Raw genomic sequence first — 17,486 nt, forward strand, 5'->3', positions numbered from 1 at the left:
GAAAGCTAAACCATTGACCCGATGGCCATCGTCGCCTTTCTTTACGGTGCCGCTATCGTCCTTTTGCTGATTGCAGCAGTGGTTTGGGCAACATCTCGGCAGTTCAATGTGGAGACCGAGACGCAGATCGGCACCTCGCCAGAAGAGCCCTCCGAGACCTCATCCGTTCCCATTTCCATTGTGGAGCAGCTAGAGCGCCAATACCGCAACAGCCCTTCCTACCGTCCCCACCCTTAAGTTATTCTTCGAGAAGCCTCTGAAAATCCTTGAAAAGACGGGTTTTTGAGGATCCCTGAGGGCGCGAGCGGTGTCTTTGCTGGCCGAAGGTCGGCGTTTTCTTCCCTGAATCATGGTTGTCAAGTCTCCGCCACCCATTGTCTACATCGTCCTGGGTCTATTGCTCCTCTGGGGCGGTCATCGTGCTTGGCGGGCGGGCTATGTTCGCTGGCCGGAAGGCATTTCTCTACCGCCAGTATCGCTGCCAGGGTTGGGGGGTGGAGCACAAGATCTGCTCCTGACCAGCGGCGAGCGCACCTTGTTTGCCGATAGCAGCCCCACGGCCACGGCAGCGGCGGAGCTATTGCGCCAAGGTAACCTCAGCGCAGCCATCCCGGTGTTGGAGATGGGGCTGCAAAGCAACCGCAACGACCCAGAGGCTCGCATTTTCTTGAACAATGCCCGTGCCCAGCAGCAGGGCAGTCCCTTGAGCCTGGCGGTGGTGGTGCCCATCTCCAGCAACCCCAACCGCGCCAAAGAGACCCTGCGCGGGGTGGCGCAAGCTCAGGAGGAGCTTTTCCAACAGGGGGGAATCGGAGGACGGCTGCTGCGGGTAGTGATTGCCGACGATGGCGATAACCCTGAGCGAGCAGCAGCGGTGGCCAAAGCCCTGGTGGCGCAGCCTGAGATCTTGGGGGTGATTGGCCATAACACCAGCGATGCCACCCTGGCTGCAGCCGAGGTTTATCAGCCTGCCGGCTTGGCCATGATCTCCTCCACCTCCACCAGCACTCGCATCAGCATGCTGGGGGATGCCATTTTTCGCACCGTGCCCTCGGATCAAGTGGCTGGCACACAACTGGCCCGTTATGCTCTCAACACGTTGCGGCTGCAAAGGGTGGCCATCTTCTACAACCCCAACAGCGCCTACAGCTCCAGCCTGCGGGACGCCTTTGCCTCCACCCTGACCAGCGAAGGGGGCATCGTGCTGGCGGAGTTCGACTTATCGGCGTCGGACTTCAACCCCCAGGCCAGCCTGCAAAGGGCCGTCGGCCAAGGAGCCCAGGTAGCTTTTTTAGCTCCCACGGCTTCCGTAGCCGAAAAAGCGCTGGCCGTAGCCCGCGAGAACGCTGTAGCTGGTAAGCCCCTTGCTCTTCTGGGCGGCGATGTGCTCTTCAGCCTCACCACGTTGCAAGACGGGGGAGCAGCGGTAGAGGGCTTGGTGGTGGCGGTACCCTGGCATCCCCAGGTGCCGCGCAACCGCGGCTTTGCCCAGAAGGCAGCCCAGCTCTGGGGAGGGCAGGTGAGCTGGCGCACCGCTCTGGCTTATGATGCCACCCGGGTTTTCTTGCAAGCTTTCAGCCAAGGAGCCACCAGCCGCAGCGCTGTGCTGGCCCGTTTGCAGGATCCCAACTTCCTCCTCCAGGACGGGGCTTCGGGAGAGGTGCGCTTTTTGCCCTCCGGCGACCGCAATGCTCCCCATGTGCTGGTGCGGGTTGAGCCCGGCAACCGCTCCGGTACCGGCTACGATTTCGTGCCTCTCCCCTAGGGATCCCGGCAGACGCTACAGTGGGGGATGCTCTCAATCTCCTCAGAATCGAATGGATCCCATGCCCACTCGGATCACAGCCTGCTTTCAGGCGCTGCGCAGCCGTGGTGAAAAAGCCCTCATCCCCTACCTCACCGCTGGGGATCCCAACTTGGAAACCACCTTTGAGGCTTTGCAGGTTCTGGATCAGAGCGGCGCCGATCTTATCGAGCTGGGGGTACCCTACTCGGATCCCTTGGCGGATGGGCCGGTGATCCAAGCAGCAGCCACCCGCGCCCTCAGTCGGGGAGTCACTTTGGGCGTCATTCTACAAGGCTTGCGCTGTCTCTCGCTGCAGGCCCCCCTGATCCTGTTCACCTACTACAACCCCATCCACCAGCTCGGCATCCCCAACTTTCTGCATCAACTGCGGCAGGCCGGCTGTGCCGGCTTGGTCGTCCCCGATCTGCCTCTGGAAGAGGCGGGATCCCTGCGACAAGCAGCCCAGGCCGAAGAGATCGACCTCATCCTGCTGGTGGCCCCCACCAGCCCCCCGGAGCGCATGCGCCGCATTGCCCAGCAGTCCAGTGGCTTTGTCTACTTGGTCAGCACCACCGGCGTTACCGGCGAACGGGCCACCCTGGAAAAGCGGATCCCGGCTTTGCTGCAGCAACTGCGCCAACAAACCCCCCTGCCGATTGGGGTGGGCTTCGGCATCTCCACTCCCGACCAGGCCCGCCAGATCGCTCTCTGGGGAGCAGATGCGGCGATTGTGGGCAGCGCATTTGTGCAACGGCTGGCCAAAGCCCCCACGCCTGAAGAAGGACTGCAACAAATAGCTCACTTTTGTCGAGCCCTCAAAGCGGCCCTGCAAGAGGTGACCACTCCAGAGTGTTAACTTCTGTTCAGGAAGGTGCCCACTCAGACTGCTTCCATCTCAAAACAAATGTTTACATTTTGTGAGCCAGCCCGCAGACCCATTTCCCCCCTGCTGCGCCCCATAGTCCAGGGATCCCAGCCTAGGCAGACATTTTGGGGTTGGTAGGTTTGCAAATCTTCACAAAACACTCATCCATCCCGCGATATAAAATTAGGCTGGATGCTCGGCTGTCTGAAAGTCGCAGAGGTTCTTGACCTAATCTAAAAATTTAGGGGTTCGGTGGGGGGTCTGCTGCCACGGAATCCTTGATTTTTGGGGGTCAAAGAGAATCCCGCAAAAAAGCTTGGGATTCGGCTTTTGGGAGGTTCAGCCAGTCGCTCATCGCTTTTTGGAAAGACCAGAAGGAGATCCATCATGCAAGATGCTTTTACCCGGGTGATCGCTCAGGCAGATGCACGCGGTGCCTTTTTAAGTGACCAAGACTTTGACCGTTTGGCGGCTTTGGTGGCAGAGGGCAACAAGCGCCTGGATGCCGTCAACCGCATGACCAGCAATGCCGCCCAAATCGTAACCAATGCAGCTCGCTCTTTGTTTGCTCAAGAGCCGGATCTGATCGCTCCCGGCGGCAATGCCTACACCAACCGCCGCATGGCTGCCTGCCTACGGGACATGGAGATCATCCTGCGCTACATCACCTATGCCACCTTGGCCGGGGATAGCTCTGTGCTGGAAGATCGCTGCCTGAACGGCCTGCGGGAAACCTACATTGCTCTGGGGGTGCCCACCACTTCTGTGGCCAATGCCATTGCTGCCATGAAGAAAGAAGCCCTGGCCAAGATCATGGATCCGAAAGGCATCACCCCTGGCGATTGCTCTGCGCTGCAAAGCGAAGTGGCCAGCTACTTCGATAAGGCTGCTGCCGCCATCGTTTGAGCTTTGGGTCGAAGCTGGCTTAGTCGTCCCTTTTTAGATCGGTTAGATCCCTTCATTTCTGATAGGCAGGTGGAGATCCAGTCCGCCTTTCCTACAGAATGTTCGTTAACAACACAATTGATGAATTTAGGAGTTGCAAGGTGAAAACCGTCATCACTGAAGCGATTGCTGCCGCTGACAATCAAGGGCGTTTTCTGAATGCCAGCGAGCTGCAGGCCGTGAATGGTCGTTACCAGCGTGCTGCTGCTTCTCTGGAAGCGGCCCGTGTCCTAACCAACAATCAGCAAACCCTGGTGCGGGAAGCGGTGCAGGAAGTGTTCAAGAGGTTCCCTTACTTGACCCAGCCGGGTGAAATGGGCCACGGCGATGTGTTTCAAGCCAAGTGTGCCCGCGACATCGGCTACTACCTCCGCTTCATTACCTATTCTCTGGTTGCAGGTGGCACCGGCCCCCTCGATGAATACCTGGTGGCCGGACTGCGGGAAGTGAACCGCTCCTTTAACCTCTCTCCCAGCTGGTACATCGTGGCTCTGCAGTACATGAAGAGCCGCGCTCTGGGCATGCTGAGCGGTCAAGCGGCCAACGAAGCTGCCATCTACTTCGATTACGCCATCAACGCCCTCAGCTAGGGGATCCCAGGGCAGAGATCCCTGCTTGTTGGGAGTGGACGATCTCTTTCTTTGTCTTCCAATTGTGTGTCTCTCCAGAGCAGGCGACGGCTCCAAAGAGGTCTATTCCACCTGTTTCCAGGTTGGTTTGGCGCCTTGGCTTCTCTTAAGCCGGTTGGGTTGGTCGCCTGCTCTCCAGTCTGGGGTAGTTAGCCTTTGGATTGTAGGCATTGCCCAACGGCAGCGTGCTGGTTCGCGAGAATAGCCGGTACGGCTTGTTCGCTGGTCAGTTTGCCTGTCTTCCAAACGAAGTCTCATAGATACCTGGGGAAAGCGATGTTTGGTCAAAGCACCACCAGCCCTGAAGCCCTGACAGAAGCCGGCAGCCGGGTTTACCGAGTTGAGTACACCGGTCTGCTCAACCCGCCCGATGCTCTGGCCACCTCTGCCAAAGTTCGCCGCAGCACCCTGAGCACCACCGTTCCCTACAGTCGGTTGTCTGCCGAGATGCAGCGCATTCTGCGGATGGGTGGCAAAATCGTGCAGGTCACTGCCTTGTCGGGAGCCAATGCCTCTCCCGCTCAGGGCAACGGCGCTGCTGAGTGAGGGAGGCCCGACGGCCGACTGAAGTTACCGGCAAGGTTGCCCAGGTGTCATGAACAGCTCTGCAACGGTTCGTATGGCATCCAACACGGCGGTGCTGCCGCAGCAGCTCACTTGGGAGCAGGCGATAGCCCGGCTGCAGGGGGATGACTTGCAAGATCGGTACTATGCTGCCTGGTACCTGGGCACAGTTCGGGATCCAAGGGGGGTAGAGCCGCTGCTTTTGGCGTTGCAGGATGAGCGGGATCGCACCGCCTTGGGGGGCTATCCTCTGCGCCGCAATGCTGCCAAGGCCCTGGGGCAAATCGGGGACGTGCGGGCCGTGCCCGGTTTGATCGAGGCCCTCACCTGTACTGACTTCCACGTGCGGGAAGAGGCTGCCTATGCCTTGGCTCAATTGGGGGACAAGCGAGCAGTGGATCCCTTGCTGGCACTGTTGCAGTCCCGCGAGCAGGAGCAGCCCTGGGAAGCCCTTATCGAGGCCTTGGGTCAGCTTCAGGCCACCGAGGCTGAGGCAGCGATCCGGCCCTTTTTGAACCATCCCTCTGAGCGGGTGCGTTCGGCAGCGGCTTGGGTGCTCTATCGCTTTACGCAAGCTGAGGAGCTGACCCAAATCCTGGTGGCGCTACTGGCCCACTCCAACTCCAGCCTACGACAGGCCGCTTTGTTCGACCTGGCCGAATCGGGATGGGTGGCGGGGGCGCCGCTGCTGGCCACAGCCGACGTGGCTCTCAACCTGCGCATCAATGCTCTGAAGCGGCTGTTCGATGTGGCGCTTCAGTTGGGGTGGGTGCCGCTGGCTCAGGTGACGGCGGTGATCCTGCCGCAATTGGAGAAGCTCTTCTAGGATCCTGGGGCGCTCAGTGCCTTTGATCAGCGGTTTCAAGTGTACCTTTGACTATTCGTTGCCTATGTCCTCCGCCTCGGCTGCTCAAGCGTTTCCCATTGCTGTGGCTCAACTGGCAGCAGAATTGGAGCAGGCCACGTCGCCTGAGGAATTGTTGCGGGTGGTGAGGGCGCTGGGCGCTTTGGGCCAAGTGGAAGGGATCCCCATCTTAATTCGCGCCTTTGGGTTTAATCGCCCTGCAGTTGGGGAGGCTGCTCTGGAGGAGGTGCTGCGCTTTGGGGAAGCCGCGGTGCAGCCCTTGCTGAGCCATATTGACGGTTTTGACTATGGGGCGCGGGCCTATTCGGTGCGGGCTCTGGCCCGTATTGGCCATGGGGATGCCTACCCCTTTTTGGCAGAAGCCATTGTGGCGGACTTTGCCCCCAGTGTGCGACGGGCGGCGACCCGTGGGCTAGGACGAGTGGCGGCCAAGCGGCCCTTGCCCGATCAAGAGCGAGCCTTGCAACTGTTGCGGCAATGCCTTGCCGATGCCGATTGGGGAGTCCGCTATGCCGCCGTCGGATCCCTGACGGACTTGGCTCGCCAGGGTGAACAATCTCTGCGCCCCTCAGTCGAGGCTGCGCTCCAGATGGCCCTGGAAGATGCCGATCCTCTGATCCCTCTCCGCGCCCAGATGAGCTGGCAGGAATTGGCTGCTGAGCCTTAGCTTCCCTGCCCCACTGTGTTTTTCTTAAGTTTTTCTCGTTTTTTTAGGAGCACCATCTATGTCCCTTCCGTTGCTTGCCGATCGCCCCACCACCCAAAATGAACGGGTGCCTCGCTACTTTGTGCCCAGCGACGAAACCCCGCCGGTCTACCGTCCTGACGACCCGACAGGAATCGACAACATCATTCGCGCCGCCTATCGCCAGATCTTCAGCGAGCATCTGATGCTGGAGAGTTATCGGCAAAAAGCTCTGGAGTCCCAATTGCGCAACGGGGCAATCTCGGTCAAAGAGTTTGTGCGCGGCCTGGGCAAGTCGGAGGTGTACCGGGATCTGGTCATGGTTCCCAACGACAACTACCGCTTCATCGAGGTCACCTTCCAGCGCTTTTTGGGTCGGCCCACCTACAGCCAACAGGAGCGCATCAAGTACTCCATCATCGTTGCCACCAAGGGACTAGATGGCTTCATCGACGCTGTGGTGGATAGCGAAGAGTACAATGCCGCCTTTGGGGACGATGTGGTGCCTTACCAACGCCGTCGCCTGTCGGAAAAGCCCGCCAACCTGGTAACCCCCCGCTATGGAGCTCGTTGGCGCGATGTCTCCGGCGTGAAGCGCTCGACGCGGGAAGTGGTGCGCACCTATCGTCTCACCCGTCCTCCCAAACCCGGGGATCCAGAAAACTTCCTCAACATGGCCCGCATGCTCAATCCCAAGCCGGCTGCACGGCAAAACATCAGCGTCTTCGATCTGAAGATCCCGGACATGACCACCAGCCGCCGCTAGGACTGGGCAAGCTTCCGGGGACAACCCTTTGCGGGCTCTGCCGGGCCGATCGATCCGCTGCTGTTCGGGTGGGTCGGCTCGCCGCTGTGTTTGAGCAGGATTCGTTATAATCTGGGTGATGCTTCTTAACACTTGGGTCGCATGAAGAATCCGGTTGTGCGGGCTTTTTTTGTCGGCAAGGCTGTGGCGGATGTCCTACGGGAGCGTTTGGAAAGCGCCCTCACCGATATTGCCGGAGAAGTGGGCAAGGTGTGGGCCGAGCTGCAGGAGGGCTGGCAAACCTTTGCCCAGGATGTCATGACCCGAGCTGAGGCAGAAGCATCCGTGGCCGCCCAGGAAAGGGTGCCGCCTCCTTTCCAGACAGAAGATCTGCAGGCAACTCTGGACGACTTGCGGGCAGAAGTGGCGCAGTTGCGCTCCGAGTTGCAGAAATATCGGAGTCGAAACGCTTGAGTGCCAGCACACTGGGATCCCAGGCTTCAACCTCTTTGGGATCACAACCCGTCAAGCCCTATACCGCCTACCGCTGGGCCCGGGAGAACTATACTCGCCAGGGCCGCATGCTGGACATTTGGCGATTTGTGCTCACCTGGCTGTTTTACCTTTGGCTGGATCAGCAGGCTTGGAGCTATGGGGGACAACCCACGCCCGAGCGAAAGGCCCAGCGCCGCCGGGCCAGAGCCATTTGGATCCGCGAAACGCTGCTTAACTTAGGCCCTACTTTTATTAAAGTGGGGCAGTTTTTCTCCACCCGCGCCGATCTCTTCCCCTCGGAATATGTCGAGGAGCTCTCCAAGCTGCAGGATCGGGTGCCTGCTTTCAGCTACGAACAGGTGGCGGCAATTGTGCAGCAGGAGCTGGGCAGGCCGATAACCCAAATCTACAGCTACTTTGATCCCACCCCTTTGGCCGCTGCCAGCTTAGGGCAGGTGCATCGCGCCAAGCTGAAAACCGGGGAAGAGGTGGTGGTGAAGGTGCAGCGTCCGGGGCTGACCCGCTTGTTCACCATCGATTTGGAGATCTGCCGTGGGATTGCCGAGTTCTTTCAGTATCGCACCTCTTGGGGCGGGCCGGGCCGCGACTGGATCGGCATCTACGAAGAGTGTCGGCGCACCCTCTGGGAAGAGGTGGATTACCTCAATGAGGGCCGCAATGCCGATACCTTCCGTCGCAACTTTCGGGATATGCCGCAAATTGCTGTTCCCAAAGTGTATTGGCGTTACACCTCTCCTCGCCTGTTGACATTGGAATACCTGCCGGGGATCAAAATCAGCGATTACGAAGCCCTGAGCGCGGCGGGGCTGGATCGCAAGGTTTTGGCTCGTCTGGGGGCAGAGGCTTATCTGCGGCAACTGCTCAAGGATGGCTTTTTTCACGCCGATCCCCACCCCGGCAACATTGCCGTGAAGCCCGATGGCACGTTGATCTTCTACGACTTCGGCATGATGGGCCGCCTGCGCTCCGATGTGAAAGAAAAGCTGATGGGCACGCTGGCAGGTGTGGTCTCCAAAAATGCCGATCAGGTGGTGGCCTCGCTGGTGGAACTGGGGGTGCTGGTGCCCACCGCCGATCTGGCTCCGGTGCGCCGCTCGGTGCAGTACATGCTGGATCACTTTATGGACAAACCCTTTTCCAGCAACTCGGGAGAAATCTCGGTGGCGGCCATCAGCGAAGACCTCTACGAGCTGGCCTACGATCAGCCGTTTCGTTTTCCGGCTACCTTTACTTTTGTGATGCGGGCCCTGACCACGCTGGAGGGATTGGGGAAAGGGTTGGATCCGGAGTTCGACTTTATGGAAGTGGCCAAACCCTTTGCGGAGGAGCTGATGAGTTTGAACGGAAGCGAGACCGAGACCCTCTTGGCCCAGGTTGGCCGTCAAGCGGCTGAGTTCACCAGCAGCAGTCTCAGTTTGCCCCGCCGGATCGAATTGACCTTGAGCAAGTTGGAACAAGGGGAGCTGCGCCTGCGGGTGCGATCCAGCGAGACGGAGCGCTTGCTGCGCAAGCTGAACAACACTGGGCTGGGAGTCATTTACGGGGTGTTGTTTGCGGCCTTTTTTTTGAGCGCAACTCAGCTCTTTTTGGCCGGACATGCTACCTTAACGGTTATCGCTTTGGTTTTGGCTGCCCTCGCTGCTCTTGCTTTAATCAGAGTACTCTTAAGGTTGAATCGGTCAGAGCGATTGATGTGATGCGACGATATGCCTGCGCTACGGATCCCGGCAAGATCCGCAGCAGCAATCAAGATGCCTGCTACTGCGATCCAGAGGGGCGCTACTTCATTGTTGCCGATGGTATGGGAGGACATGCTGCCGGGGCTACAGCCAGCCTGTTGGCCGTCGAGACCATCCGAGAATATCTGGATCGAGGCTGGAAAAACGTGCCGGCACCCCGGTTGCTCAGCGAAGCCGTAGAAGCAGCCAACAGTGCCATCCTCAAGGATCAGCGGGAAAATCCAGAGCGGGCAGACATGGGCACTACGGTGGTGGTGGCCATGGTGGATCCCAATGACAACTGCTGGAGCGCTCACATTGGCGATTCTCGCCTCTATCGCCTACGGGGATCCGAAATGCAGCAAATGACCGAGGATCACACCTTGGTGGCCCGCTCCATTCGACTGGGGGAGCTGACCTATGAGCAGGCCCGGATTCACCCTTGGCGACATATTCTCGAGCGCTGCCTGGGCCGACCCGATGCGGGTCCACCTTCTGTGCAGCCGATTACAGTTTACCCAGGGGATCGCCTGCTGTTGTGTAGCGACGGCCTAACTGAGGAGCTGGACGACGAAGTGATCATCGAGTACTGCCTGCAGGTGGAGGATTTGGAGCAGCTTCCTCTAAAACTCATCGAGGCGGCCAAAGAGCGGGGTGGGCGAGACAACATCACAGTGGTGATTGCCGAATACGCCTAGTTTGCACCCGGCTAAAGACGGTATTGGCGGTACACTTCGCTGGCAGCCCGGTGCAGCAGGGAGTGGCGATACACAAGGCGGTCGAGGTCTTTGCCGTAGCCGCCGCCGATGACGCAGGCGACGGGGTAGCCCTGCTTTAGGCAAGTATTCAGCACTTGCATGTCCCGCCGAAACAGCCCCTGGTCGCTGAGGGCCAGCTTGCCCAGGAGGTCTTCTTCGTGGGGATCCACACCGGCATCGTAGAGCACCAGGTCAGGGCGCACCTGAGCCAACAGATCGGGCAAGTGGTCGGCCAAAGTCTGGAGATAGGCTTCATCTTCCATGCCTACTGGCAGGGGCACGTCCAGGTCGCTCTGTTGTTTGGTGGCGGGGAAGTTGGCCTCGCAGTGCATGGAAAAGGTGAACACCCGCGGCTCGGAGCGAAAGATCCAAGCAGTGCCATCTCCTTGATGGACATCCAGATCCACGATCAAGAGCCTTTGCACCAGCCCTTGCTGCAGCAAGACTTGGGCGGCAATGGCCAGGTCGTTGAAGATGCAAAACCCAGAGCCGTAGCCGGGAAAGGCATGGTGGGTGCCACCGGCGGTGTTGCAGGCCAAGCCATGGCGCAGGGCCAATTGGGCAGTCAGGATGGTGCCGCCCACCGCTCGACAGGTGCGCTGTACCAGCTCTGGGCTCCAGGGCAGGCCGATGCGCCGCTGCAGCTTGGCCTCCAGGGATCCCTCACAGTAGGCCCTGACGTACTCAGGGGTATGTACCGACTCAATCCAGGCGAGAGGGGGCAGCTCAGGGTGGTGCACTTGTTGGGGGCGGATCACCCCTTCCCGCAGCAGCAGCTCTTGCAAGAGGCGAAATTTCGGCATGGGAAAGCGATGGCCCGGCGGCAGGGGGGCACTGTAGTCGGGGTGGTAAACAATTGGCAAAGACATCAAGGGCAATCGAATTGACGGCGGCGAGCATGGCCTATGACGGCTCCAGTGCTTATGGTAGAGGTAGCCCGCTCCTGCCGGATCCCTTCGAGACTCTTGCAAACCTGTTCTCCGTACCGCCGCGATTCCCTATGTTTACTGCGTCGGATCCCTTTTTGGGTCGCCTCTTGGCTCAGCGTTATCGACTTGTACATCTGCTGGGACAGGGGGGCATGGGGCGAGTCTATTTGGCTCAAGATTTGCTCTTTGGTGGGGTGGAAGTGGCTGTCAAGCTGCTTTCCCAGCCGGCAATGGATCAGCGCACCCGCCTGCGCTTTGAACGGGAAGCGAAAGCCTGCGCGGCTTTGGGCCAAAAAAGCCTGCACATTGTCAAAGTCAATGACTATGGCCTTACCCCCGATGAGGTGCCTTTCTATGTGATGGAATACCTGAACGGCCAAACCCTCAAGGATATTCTGGCCGCAGGGGCTTTGCCTTTGGAGCGCTTCTTCCGGCTGGCCCGTCAAATTGGCTTGGGGTTGAAAGCAGCCCACGAGGGGATCCTCATGGAAGGGCAACGGGTGCAGGTGATCCACCGCGATTTGAAGCCGGCCAACGTGATTGTAGTGCCTGATAGCAGTTTTGGGGAACTGGCGAAGCTGGTGGATTTCGGCATTGCCAAGCTGCTCAACAGCCATGAATCTTTGAGCTTTACCCATGCCTACCTGGGAACGCTGGCCTATTCTTCCCCGGAACAGCTGGAAGGGTTGCCGCTGGACGCCCGTTCCGATATCTACAGCTTCGGGATCATGCTGTACCAGATGGTGTCTGGCCAGATGCCCCTCAAGCCCACCACCGAATCTTTCCCGGGCTGGTACCAGGCCCACCACAAGCACCGGCCCATCCCTCTAGAAGACTGGGGACTGAAGTTTCCGCTGCCCGCCGGTTTGTCTGACTTGATCCTCGGTTGCCTGGCCAAAGATCCTGCCGCCCGCCCGCAGTCGGTGGCCAATGTGTTGGCGGAGCTGGAGCACATTCAAGCCAGAGCACAGGGATCTATTGCCCCTCAGGTCCCAGTCGCCTCGTCGGAAGAGGCTGCCTCTAGCCCACTTTCTGGAGGTCTCCCTGCCGCTGCGCCGTCCTTGGTTACAGCCGGTACTCTGCAGCTCAGGCCCTTGACGGCGGCCACGGAGGTCGAGAACGGGGGATCCCTGCTTTGGGTGCGCCTGATTCCCTTTCTGATGGGCGGGCTGCTGGGCTGGGTTTTGGTGAGTTGGCAATGGGGACAGTTGCTGCAGCGCCCCTCGGCCCCCCGTGTTTCCGGGCCAGGATCTCGTCCGGCAGTGGAAGATCCCATTGCCCCAGAGAATGTCCATCCTATGCCTGGGGAGCTTGTCCCTGAGTTCCTTGTTTTGGCTTCAGAGCGGAGCAAACGGCGGGACCCGGCACCGGAGCTGGAACCCTACACCCGGAGCGAGCCGGTGTTTCGCGCCTTTCCCCTGGAGACTTCCCGCGAGACGGTACGGGCCAGCCTGGGATCCCCCAACCAGCAGGGGCAGGGTGCTTGGCCCAACACCGTGTATGACCTGTATCGCCTTGGCGGGGTGAACCTGGGCCTGCTCTACGACGCATCCAGTCTGGCCCTGCGGCAAACCGAAGCCACCGTCACCGATGGCGTACCCACCCCTCAAGTGGAAGGACTCTTGGAGGATATGCTGCAAGCCCCCTTGCCTGCTCAACTGCAGCGAGAACTGCAGGCTGTGCGCGAGGGACGTTCCGGGCGAGTGCAATTCCGCGTTGGCCCCTGGGCCGGCAGGATCGAACGCAACGCCCAAGGTCACCTTTACATGGCCCTCTGGGATCCCACGCTGCCCAGCGGTGCTCCACCCCCTTCTCCTGTCTCCCCTCCCACCCTGCCCCCGACTGCCCCTGTTGCCCAGCCTCGTAAAGCTCCTAACCCCCATTCGGCAGCGGGCGGCCCTCGGCCCGGCCAGACCATGCAGGAGCTGCTGCGCCGTGCGCGCGAATTGCGGGGGGACTGAGCCATGTCTGCTTCTGAAGACAAAAAGCCGCTGTTGAGCACCGTCGCTCGCCTCTTCAAAACTCTGGCGAGGCCTTTCCCTGTCGGGCCTACAGCTCTCCTCAAACCCCCCGAACCTCCTCCCCCCAAGCGCCCGGTGCGCCTGCGGATTACCTGCCCAGGAGAGCCCCCCCAGGTGGTTGCCCTGAAGGGATCCGACATTCTCGGTCGCAGCCAGACGGTGGCCACCATTCGCATCCCTGCCCCCGCGGTGAGCCATCTCCACGCCCACATCCGTCCCCGCCCGGATTGGCGCCTGCCCGGTCTGGGTTGGCGGATCCCGTTGCCCCCTATTCTCTACTGGCTGGGGTGGAATGCCGGTCGCTACCAGCTAGAAGATCAAGACTCGACCAACGGCGTTTTCCGCCTCAAACCCTTCGGTGGCGCCGAGCGGGTGCGCCGGGTGATCTTGCGGCATGGCCAGCAACTGAGCCTTGGCCCGCCTCGGGATCCGGAGAGCGTCTGGATTCAAGTGCTGGATCCACCCCCACCACAGGTGTATGGGGTGCGCGGCTGCCTCATCCTGATGGTAGTCTTGGGGCTGGGGGCGAGGATTTGGATCGGCCATGAGTGGAGCAAGTTCTCAGTGGAACCGCCCCTCTCCGCAGATCGCAACCCCCTGATCGTCCTGGCCGGGGATCAGCAGACGGAGCTGCGCCGCCATCAGGGGGACACCTACCGGGAGCTGCCCAACCTAGAAGCTTTTGGCCCAATTCTGCCCAAGGTGGTGGTCGCCGCTGAAGATCACCGCTTTTACTCCCACTTTGGGGTGGATCTGCTGGGCATTGCCCGCGCCTTTTGGGTGAACCTGCGCTCGGGGGAAGTGCAGCAGGGGGGCAGCTCCATCAGCCAACAACTGGCCCGCACCGTGCTGCGGGACTACACCGGCTCCGGCAACACCTTCGGGCGCAAGCTGCGGGAGGCCGTCGCCGCCCTGAAGCTGGAACAGCGCTACAGCAAAGACGAAATCCTCGCTCTCTACCTCAACAATGTTTACCTGGGCAACGGCATCTACGGCTTTGAGACTGCCGCCCAGTTCTATTTCGGGATCCCAAGCCGCCAGCTCAGCCTTTCCGAAGCTGCGACTCTGGCGGCCATTTTGCCCGCGCCCAACGCCTTTAACCCCGTCGCCAACTATGATGCCGCCGTTCGAGGCCGGGATCGGGTTTTGGATCGCCTGAGCGAGCTGAAAGTCTTCCCCGAAGAGGAGATTCGGCGGGCCCGGCGCAGTCGCCTCACCCTCAATCCCCATTTGCGCTCCCAAACCATGACAGTTGCTCCCTACTTTTACAGTGCCGTCTTCCAGGAGCTGCGGCAGCTCTTGGGCCAAGACCTCTCGGCAGAGGGCAACTTCATCATCGAAACCACGGTGCATTTGCCCTACCAGCGTTTGGCAGAGCAAGTCCTGGCCCAAACGGTGCGCGAGTCCGGATCCCGCTTGGGCTTCAGCCAAGGCGCTTTGGTCAGTCTCGACAGCCGCAACGGCGAAGTGCTGGCTTTGGTGGGAGGGATCGACTACAACGCCAGCCCCTTCAACCGGGCTACCCAAGCTCAAAGGCAGCCGGGCTCCACCTTCAAAGTGTTCACGTATGCGGCTGCCCTCACCCAGGGGATCCCTCTCTCCCAAGTGTTGTCTTGCGAGCCCCTCACCTGGGGCAACCTCACCTTTCGGGGCTGTCGCTCGGGATCGGCCCCTATGGATTTGGCCCGCGGCCTGATCCTCTCCGAAAACGTGATTGCCCTGCGGTTGGCCCAACAAGTCGGTCTAGAGCAAGTGGTGGCGATGGCGCGGCAAATGGGCATCCAATCGCCATTGCAACCCTATCCTTCTATGGTGATCGGCACCATGGAGGTGAACTTGCTGGAGTTGACAGCAGCCTTCACTCCTTTTGCCAATCGTGGCCTTTGGTCAAGGCCCCACACCATCCGCCGCATCTTGGATAGCAGCGATTGCGCCAACCCCAACGACTTTCGCACCTGCCGTGAGATTTACCCTGGTCGGGAGGATCCCCGCTCTCAGCGACTTGTCCTGCCAGAAACCGTCGCCCAACAGATGACAGCCGTACTGCAAGGGGTGATCAGCTCCGGCACCGGCACTGCTGCCCGGATCGGCATTGGAGAAGCCGGTAAAACCGGCACCACCACCGCCAACAAGGACCTGCTCTTTATTGGCTACACGCCCAACCCTCCCCTGGTGACCGGCATTTGGCTGGGCAATGATGACTCTAGCCCAACACGAGGAAGCAGCAGCATAGCCGCTCAAACTTGGGGAAATTACACGAGGCAAGTCATTACCAATAGTTTGACGATGGTTCAATAGAGCAACTCCGAGAGCAGCCTTGGCAATTGGCAACCCCAAATCCTGACAACCCGACAGAAAACTCTCCTGCATCCCAAGTGAGAAATGCCTAATAACCAGTTTGGCCGTACCCCTCAATAAACCCACAATCTAGGTTCACCCACTTTCTCAGCGCAGATCTCGGCCAAAGGGCAACAACGACAAAATAATTAACTTCATGTGTTGTTTGGCAAAGGGGATCCCAACAATGGTGATTGCCAGAATCACAGCCCAGAAGAGATGGTTAAGCACCAACGGCCAGCCAAACAGCAATAGCCAGATGACGTTAAAGATCAGCAGCAGCGGGCTGTTGGCATCGGGATACTCCACCACTTCCTTTCCGAAGGGGGCAAGCACTGCAAACCCCAGTTTGATGCTCTGCCAGCCAAAGGGAATGCCGATGATTGTCAGGCAAAGGCTCAGTCCTCCTAAGATGTAGCCCAAACCTGTCAGCAAACCCCCGAAGATTAGCCAGATGATGTTGCCAATCAAGCTCATGATTCAGATCCTTCACCGTTGAGACCAAATTGCAGGGTACAAGAGCAGAACTAGCCTTCCTGTTCGACATCCATACTCTAACCAGCTGTTGGCCAAGACTGGGATCCCAAAATCTGCTTCTTTCCTGGGCTCTAGCGTTCTGCGTCACCGAGGGGAGCGGGCTCCATCACCGGAGGCACTGCGGCCCTATTCACCTTGCAGGGCAGAATGCGGTTCAGAAAGCGGAGGATCCCCCAAACCCAACTGACGGTGATCACCCAAAAGATCCACAACCCGCTTGCCCACGGTTGCGGCAAGTCCAAGGCCATCCCCCCAATCATTGGGCCAAGAGCAAACCCCGCCGCCCAGCAGAGGGAGTTGACCGACAGATACACCCCCCGCAAGTGATCCGGCGCCAAATCCGCCACCAAAGCAGAGGCAGAGGGGTTGTAGCTCACCAACGCCAAAGAGAGCACCGCCAGCGCCAAGACTGCCACCGCCGGGGCCGGAGCCCCCAATTCCGCCGCCAGACCGCTAAGCCAAACCAAAAGAAATCCCACCCCCCACATCAGGGCGGATCCCTGCAACCCTTGGATGCGCGTCCGGCGATTCAACCAACGGGCCACCGGCATCTGCAGCAGAGCGATCAAGGCCCCATGCAAGGCAAACAAAATGCCGATTTGCACCTCTGGGATCCCTACCCCATTGCGGAAGTAAAGGGGCATGCTGCTGCTGAGCTGGGCCACATAGGTGGTGAACAGGATATTCGACAGGCCAAACACCAAAAGGGAGCGATCTCTAAGGGCGGTTTTCCAACCTGCCAACACAGGCTCTGCTGCCGGACAAGTCGCCCGAGTTTCCCGGATAAAAAACCAAAGTACTGCCAGAAAGATTAGAAAAGTGACACCGTCGATTACAAACAAGAGCCGATAGGCCCCCGTCAGAGCCACCAGCGTGCTGGCCATAGCCACCCCAAGGCTGAGGCCCAGGTTATCCCCTAGACGGTTGAGAGCGTAGGCTTCGTTGCGCTGCTCACGAGTGGTTAGATCTGCTACAATCGCTTCCGCAGGCGGCCAGTACAACCCCTGCCCCAAGCCTGCAGCCATATTGGCCAGGGCAAAACTCCAGAAGTCATAGGAGAGCGCAAACCCAAACGACCCCAAGGTGGAAATAGCCAGAGAGAGGATCAAAGTGGAACGGCGCCCCCAAGCTCCATCGGCCATCGAGCCGCCCAGGATGCGGCCAAACACCCCGGCAAAAGCCATAATGCCTAGCCCCAGGCCCACTTGGGTGGCGGTCAGCCCCACCTGATTCACAAAAAAGAGACTGGCATAAAACAAGGTAAAGCCGGTTCCAGTTTGGGAAAGCAGCCGACCGATAAAGATCAGCCAAACCTGAAAACTGAGCTTCGGCCACCAAGAAGGGATCCACATGTTGAGTGCAGCAGGATGTTGAGTGCAGCAGGGGAGGGCCTACCTAGCCTACGGGATCCCGATCCTTGAGGCCAGGGCAAGGAGCCTGCTGTAAACTACCCGACCCTGACTGCTTCGCAGTACAGGGCGGGCTTTCGGCAGCCCTGCAGTTGGCAAGCCAACCACGAACCTCTAGGCTGGTTTACAGCAGCCCCCAAAAGCGCAATCACCTTCGCACCGTTAAAATCCGCATCC

General features: G+C 59.6%; 17 protein-coding genes and 1 pseudogene. 14 read left to right on the forward strand and 4 right to left on the reverse strand.

Going from position 1 to position 17,486, the window contains the following annotated elements:
* The first annotated feature begins 21 nt into the window (after window positions 1–21).
* From ACVW0C_RS10465 to ACVW0C_RS10520, 12 genes are all read left to right on the forward strand, one after another.
* The gene (locus tag ACVW0C_RS10465; protein ID WP_414405379.1) at window positions 22–237 is read left to right on the forward strand and encodes a hypothetical protein; all 216 of its coding nucleotides are present in this window, start codon (window positions 22–24) and stop codon (window positions 235–237) included.
* 112 nt (window positions 238–349) lie between these two features.
* Complete coding sequence (locus tag ACVW0C_RS10470; protein ID WP_457385322.1) at window positions 350–1,765, forward strand: ABC transporter substrate-binding protein; 1,416 nt, start codon at window positions 350–352, stop codon at window positions 1,763–1,765.
* 61 nt (window positions 1,766–1,826) lie between these two features.
* Window positions 1,827–2,642, forward strand: a complete 816-nt coding sequence (gene trpA / locus ACVW0C_RS10475; RefSeq protein WP_457385324.1) for a tryptophan synthase subunit alpha — start codon at window positions 1,827–1,829, stop codon at window positions 2,640–2,642.
* Between the two features lie 396 nt (window positions 2,643–3,038).
* Window positions 3,039–3,557, forward strand: a complete 519-nt coding sequence (locus ACVW0C_RS10480; RefSeq protein ID WP_457385326.1) for a phycocyanin subunit beta — start codon at window positions 3,039–3,041, stop codon at window positions 3,555–3,557.
* Window positions 3,558–3,655: 98 nt separating this feature from the next.
* Entirely contained in the window at window positions 3,656–4,186 is a 531-nt protein-coding gene (locus ACVW0C_RS10485; RefSeq protein ID WP_457385328.1) for a phycocyanin subunit alpha, read from the forward strand.
* Window positions 4,187–4,501: 315 nt separating this feature from the next.
* On the forward strand, window positions 4,502–4,771 hold the full coding sequence (locus ACVW0C_RS10490) for a phycobilisome linker polypeptide (RefSeq protein WP_011432575.1): 270 nt from the start codon (window positions 4,502–4,504) through the stop codon (window positions 4,769–4,771).
* Window positions 4,772–4,844: 73 nt separating this feature from the next.
* Window positions 4,845–5,615 (forward strand): HEAT repeat domain-containing protein, encoded by a 771-nt coding sequence (locus tag ACVW0C_RS10495; RefSeq protein WP_414329024.1) that lies wholly within the window; start codon window positions 4,845–4,847, stop codon window positions 5,613–5,615.
* Between the two features lie 64 nt (window positions 5,616–5,679).
* Complete coding sequence (locus ACVW0C_RS10500) at window positions 5,680–6,321, forward strand: HEAT repeat domain-containing protein (RefSeq protein ID WP_071818190.1); 642 nt, start codon at window positions 5,680–5,682, stop codon at window positions 6,319–6,321.
* Window positions 6,322–6,379: 58 nt separating this feature from the next.
* Complete coding sequence (locus ACVW0C_RS10505) at window positions 6,380–7,105, forward strand: phycobilisome rod-core linker polypeptide (protein ID WP_011432578.1); 726 nt, start codon at window positions 6,380–6,382, stop codon at window positions 7,103–7,105.
* 141 nt (window positions 7,106–7,246) lie between these two features.
* Window positions 7,247–7,558 (forward strand): DUF6825 family protein, encoded by a 312-nt coding sequence (locus ACVW0C_RS10510; RefSeq protein WP_414329408.1) that lies wholly within the window; start codon window positions 7,247–7,249, stop codon window positions 7,556–7,558.
* Complete coding sequence (locus ACVW0C_RS10515) at window positions 7,555–9,297, forward strand: ABC1 kinase family protein (RefSeq protein ID WP_457385329.1); 1,743 nt, start codon at window positions 7,555–7,557, stop codon at window positions 9,295–9,297. Before ACVW0C_RS10510 ends, ACVW0C_RS10515 begins: the two co-directional genes overlap by 4 nt.
* Window positions 9,297–10,016, forward strand: a complete 720-nt coding sequence (locus tag ACVW0C_RS10520) for a PP2C family protein-serine/threonine phosphatase (RefSeq protein WP_414349919.1) — start codon at window positions 9,297–9,299, stop codon at window positions 10,014–10,016. The genes ACVW0C_RS10515 and ACVW0C_RS10520 overlap by 1 nt, the downstream gene beginning before the upstream one ends.
* An 11-nt stretch (window positions 10,017–10,027) precedes the next feature.
* Here ACVW0C_RS10520 and ACVW0C_RS10525 read toward each other — a convergent pair whose 3' ends face one another.
* Complete coding sequence (locus ACVW0C_RS10525) at window positions 10,028–10,945, reverse strand: histone deacetylase family protein (protein WP_457385330.1); 918 nt, start codon at window positions 10,943–10,945, stop codon at window positions 10,028–10,030.
* 131 nt (window positions 10,946–11,076) lie between these two features.
* Between ACVW0C_RS10525 and ACVW0C_RS10530 the strand changes: the two genes are divergently transcribed.
* Entirely contained in the window at window positions 11,077–12,966 is a 1,890-nt protein-coding gene (locus tag ACVW0C_RS10530; protein ID WP_457385332.1) for a serine/threonine-protein kinase, read from the forward strand.
* Between the two features lie 3 nt (window positions 12,967–12,969).
* A complete protein-coding gene (locus ACVW0C_RS10535) occupies window positions 12,970–15,324 on the forward strand; it encodes a transglycosylase domain-containing protein (RefSeq protein WP_457385334.1) in 2,355 nt (784 codons plus the stop codon).
* A 147-nt stretch (window positions 15,325–15,471) separates the two neighbouring features.
* Here ACVW0C_RS10535 and ACVW0C_RS10540 read toward each other — a convergent pair whose 3' ends face one another.
* The 3 genes and pseudogenes from ACVW0C_RS10540 to ACVW0C_RS10550 form a co-directional block, all read right to left on the reverse strand.
* Window positions 15,472–15,840 (reverse strand): YccF domain-containing protein, encoded by a 369-nt coding sequence (locus tag ACVW0C_RS10540; protein ID WP_414343163.1) that lies wholly within the window; start codon window positions 15,838–15,840, stop codon window positions 15,472–15,474.
* Between the two features lie 131 nt (window positions 15,841–15,971).
* Complete coding sequence (locus ACVW0C_RS10545) at window positions 15,972–17,252, reverse strand: MDR family MFS transporter (RefSeq protein WP_011432585.1); 1,281 nt, start codon at window positions 17,250–17,252, stop codon at window positions 15,972–15,974.
* 95 nt (window positions 17,253–17,347) lie between these two features.
* Window positions 17,348–17,486 (reverse strand): annotated as a pseudogene (locus ACVW0C_RS10550) (RNA-guided endonuclease TnpB family protein); the annotation flags it as partial.

This window comes from Thermostichus sp. OS-CIW-26 (genome assembly GCF_054058395.1).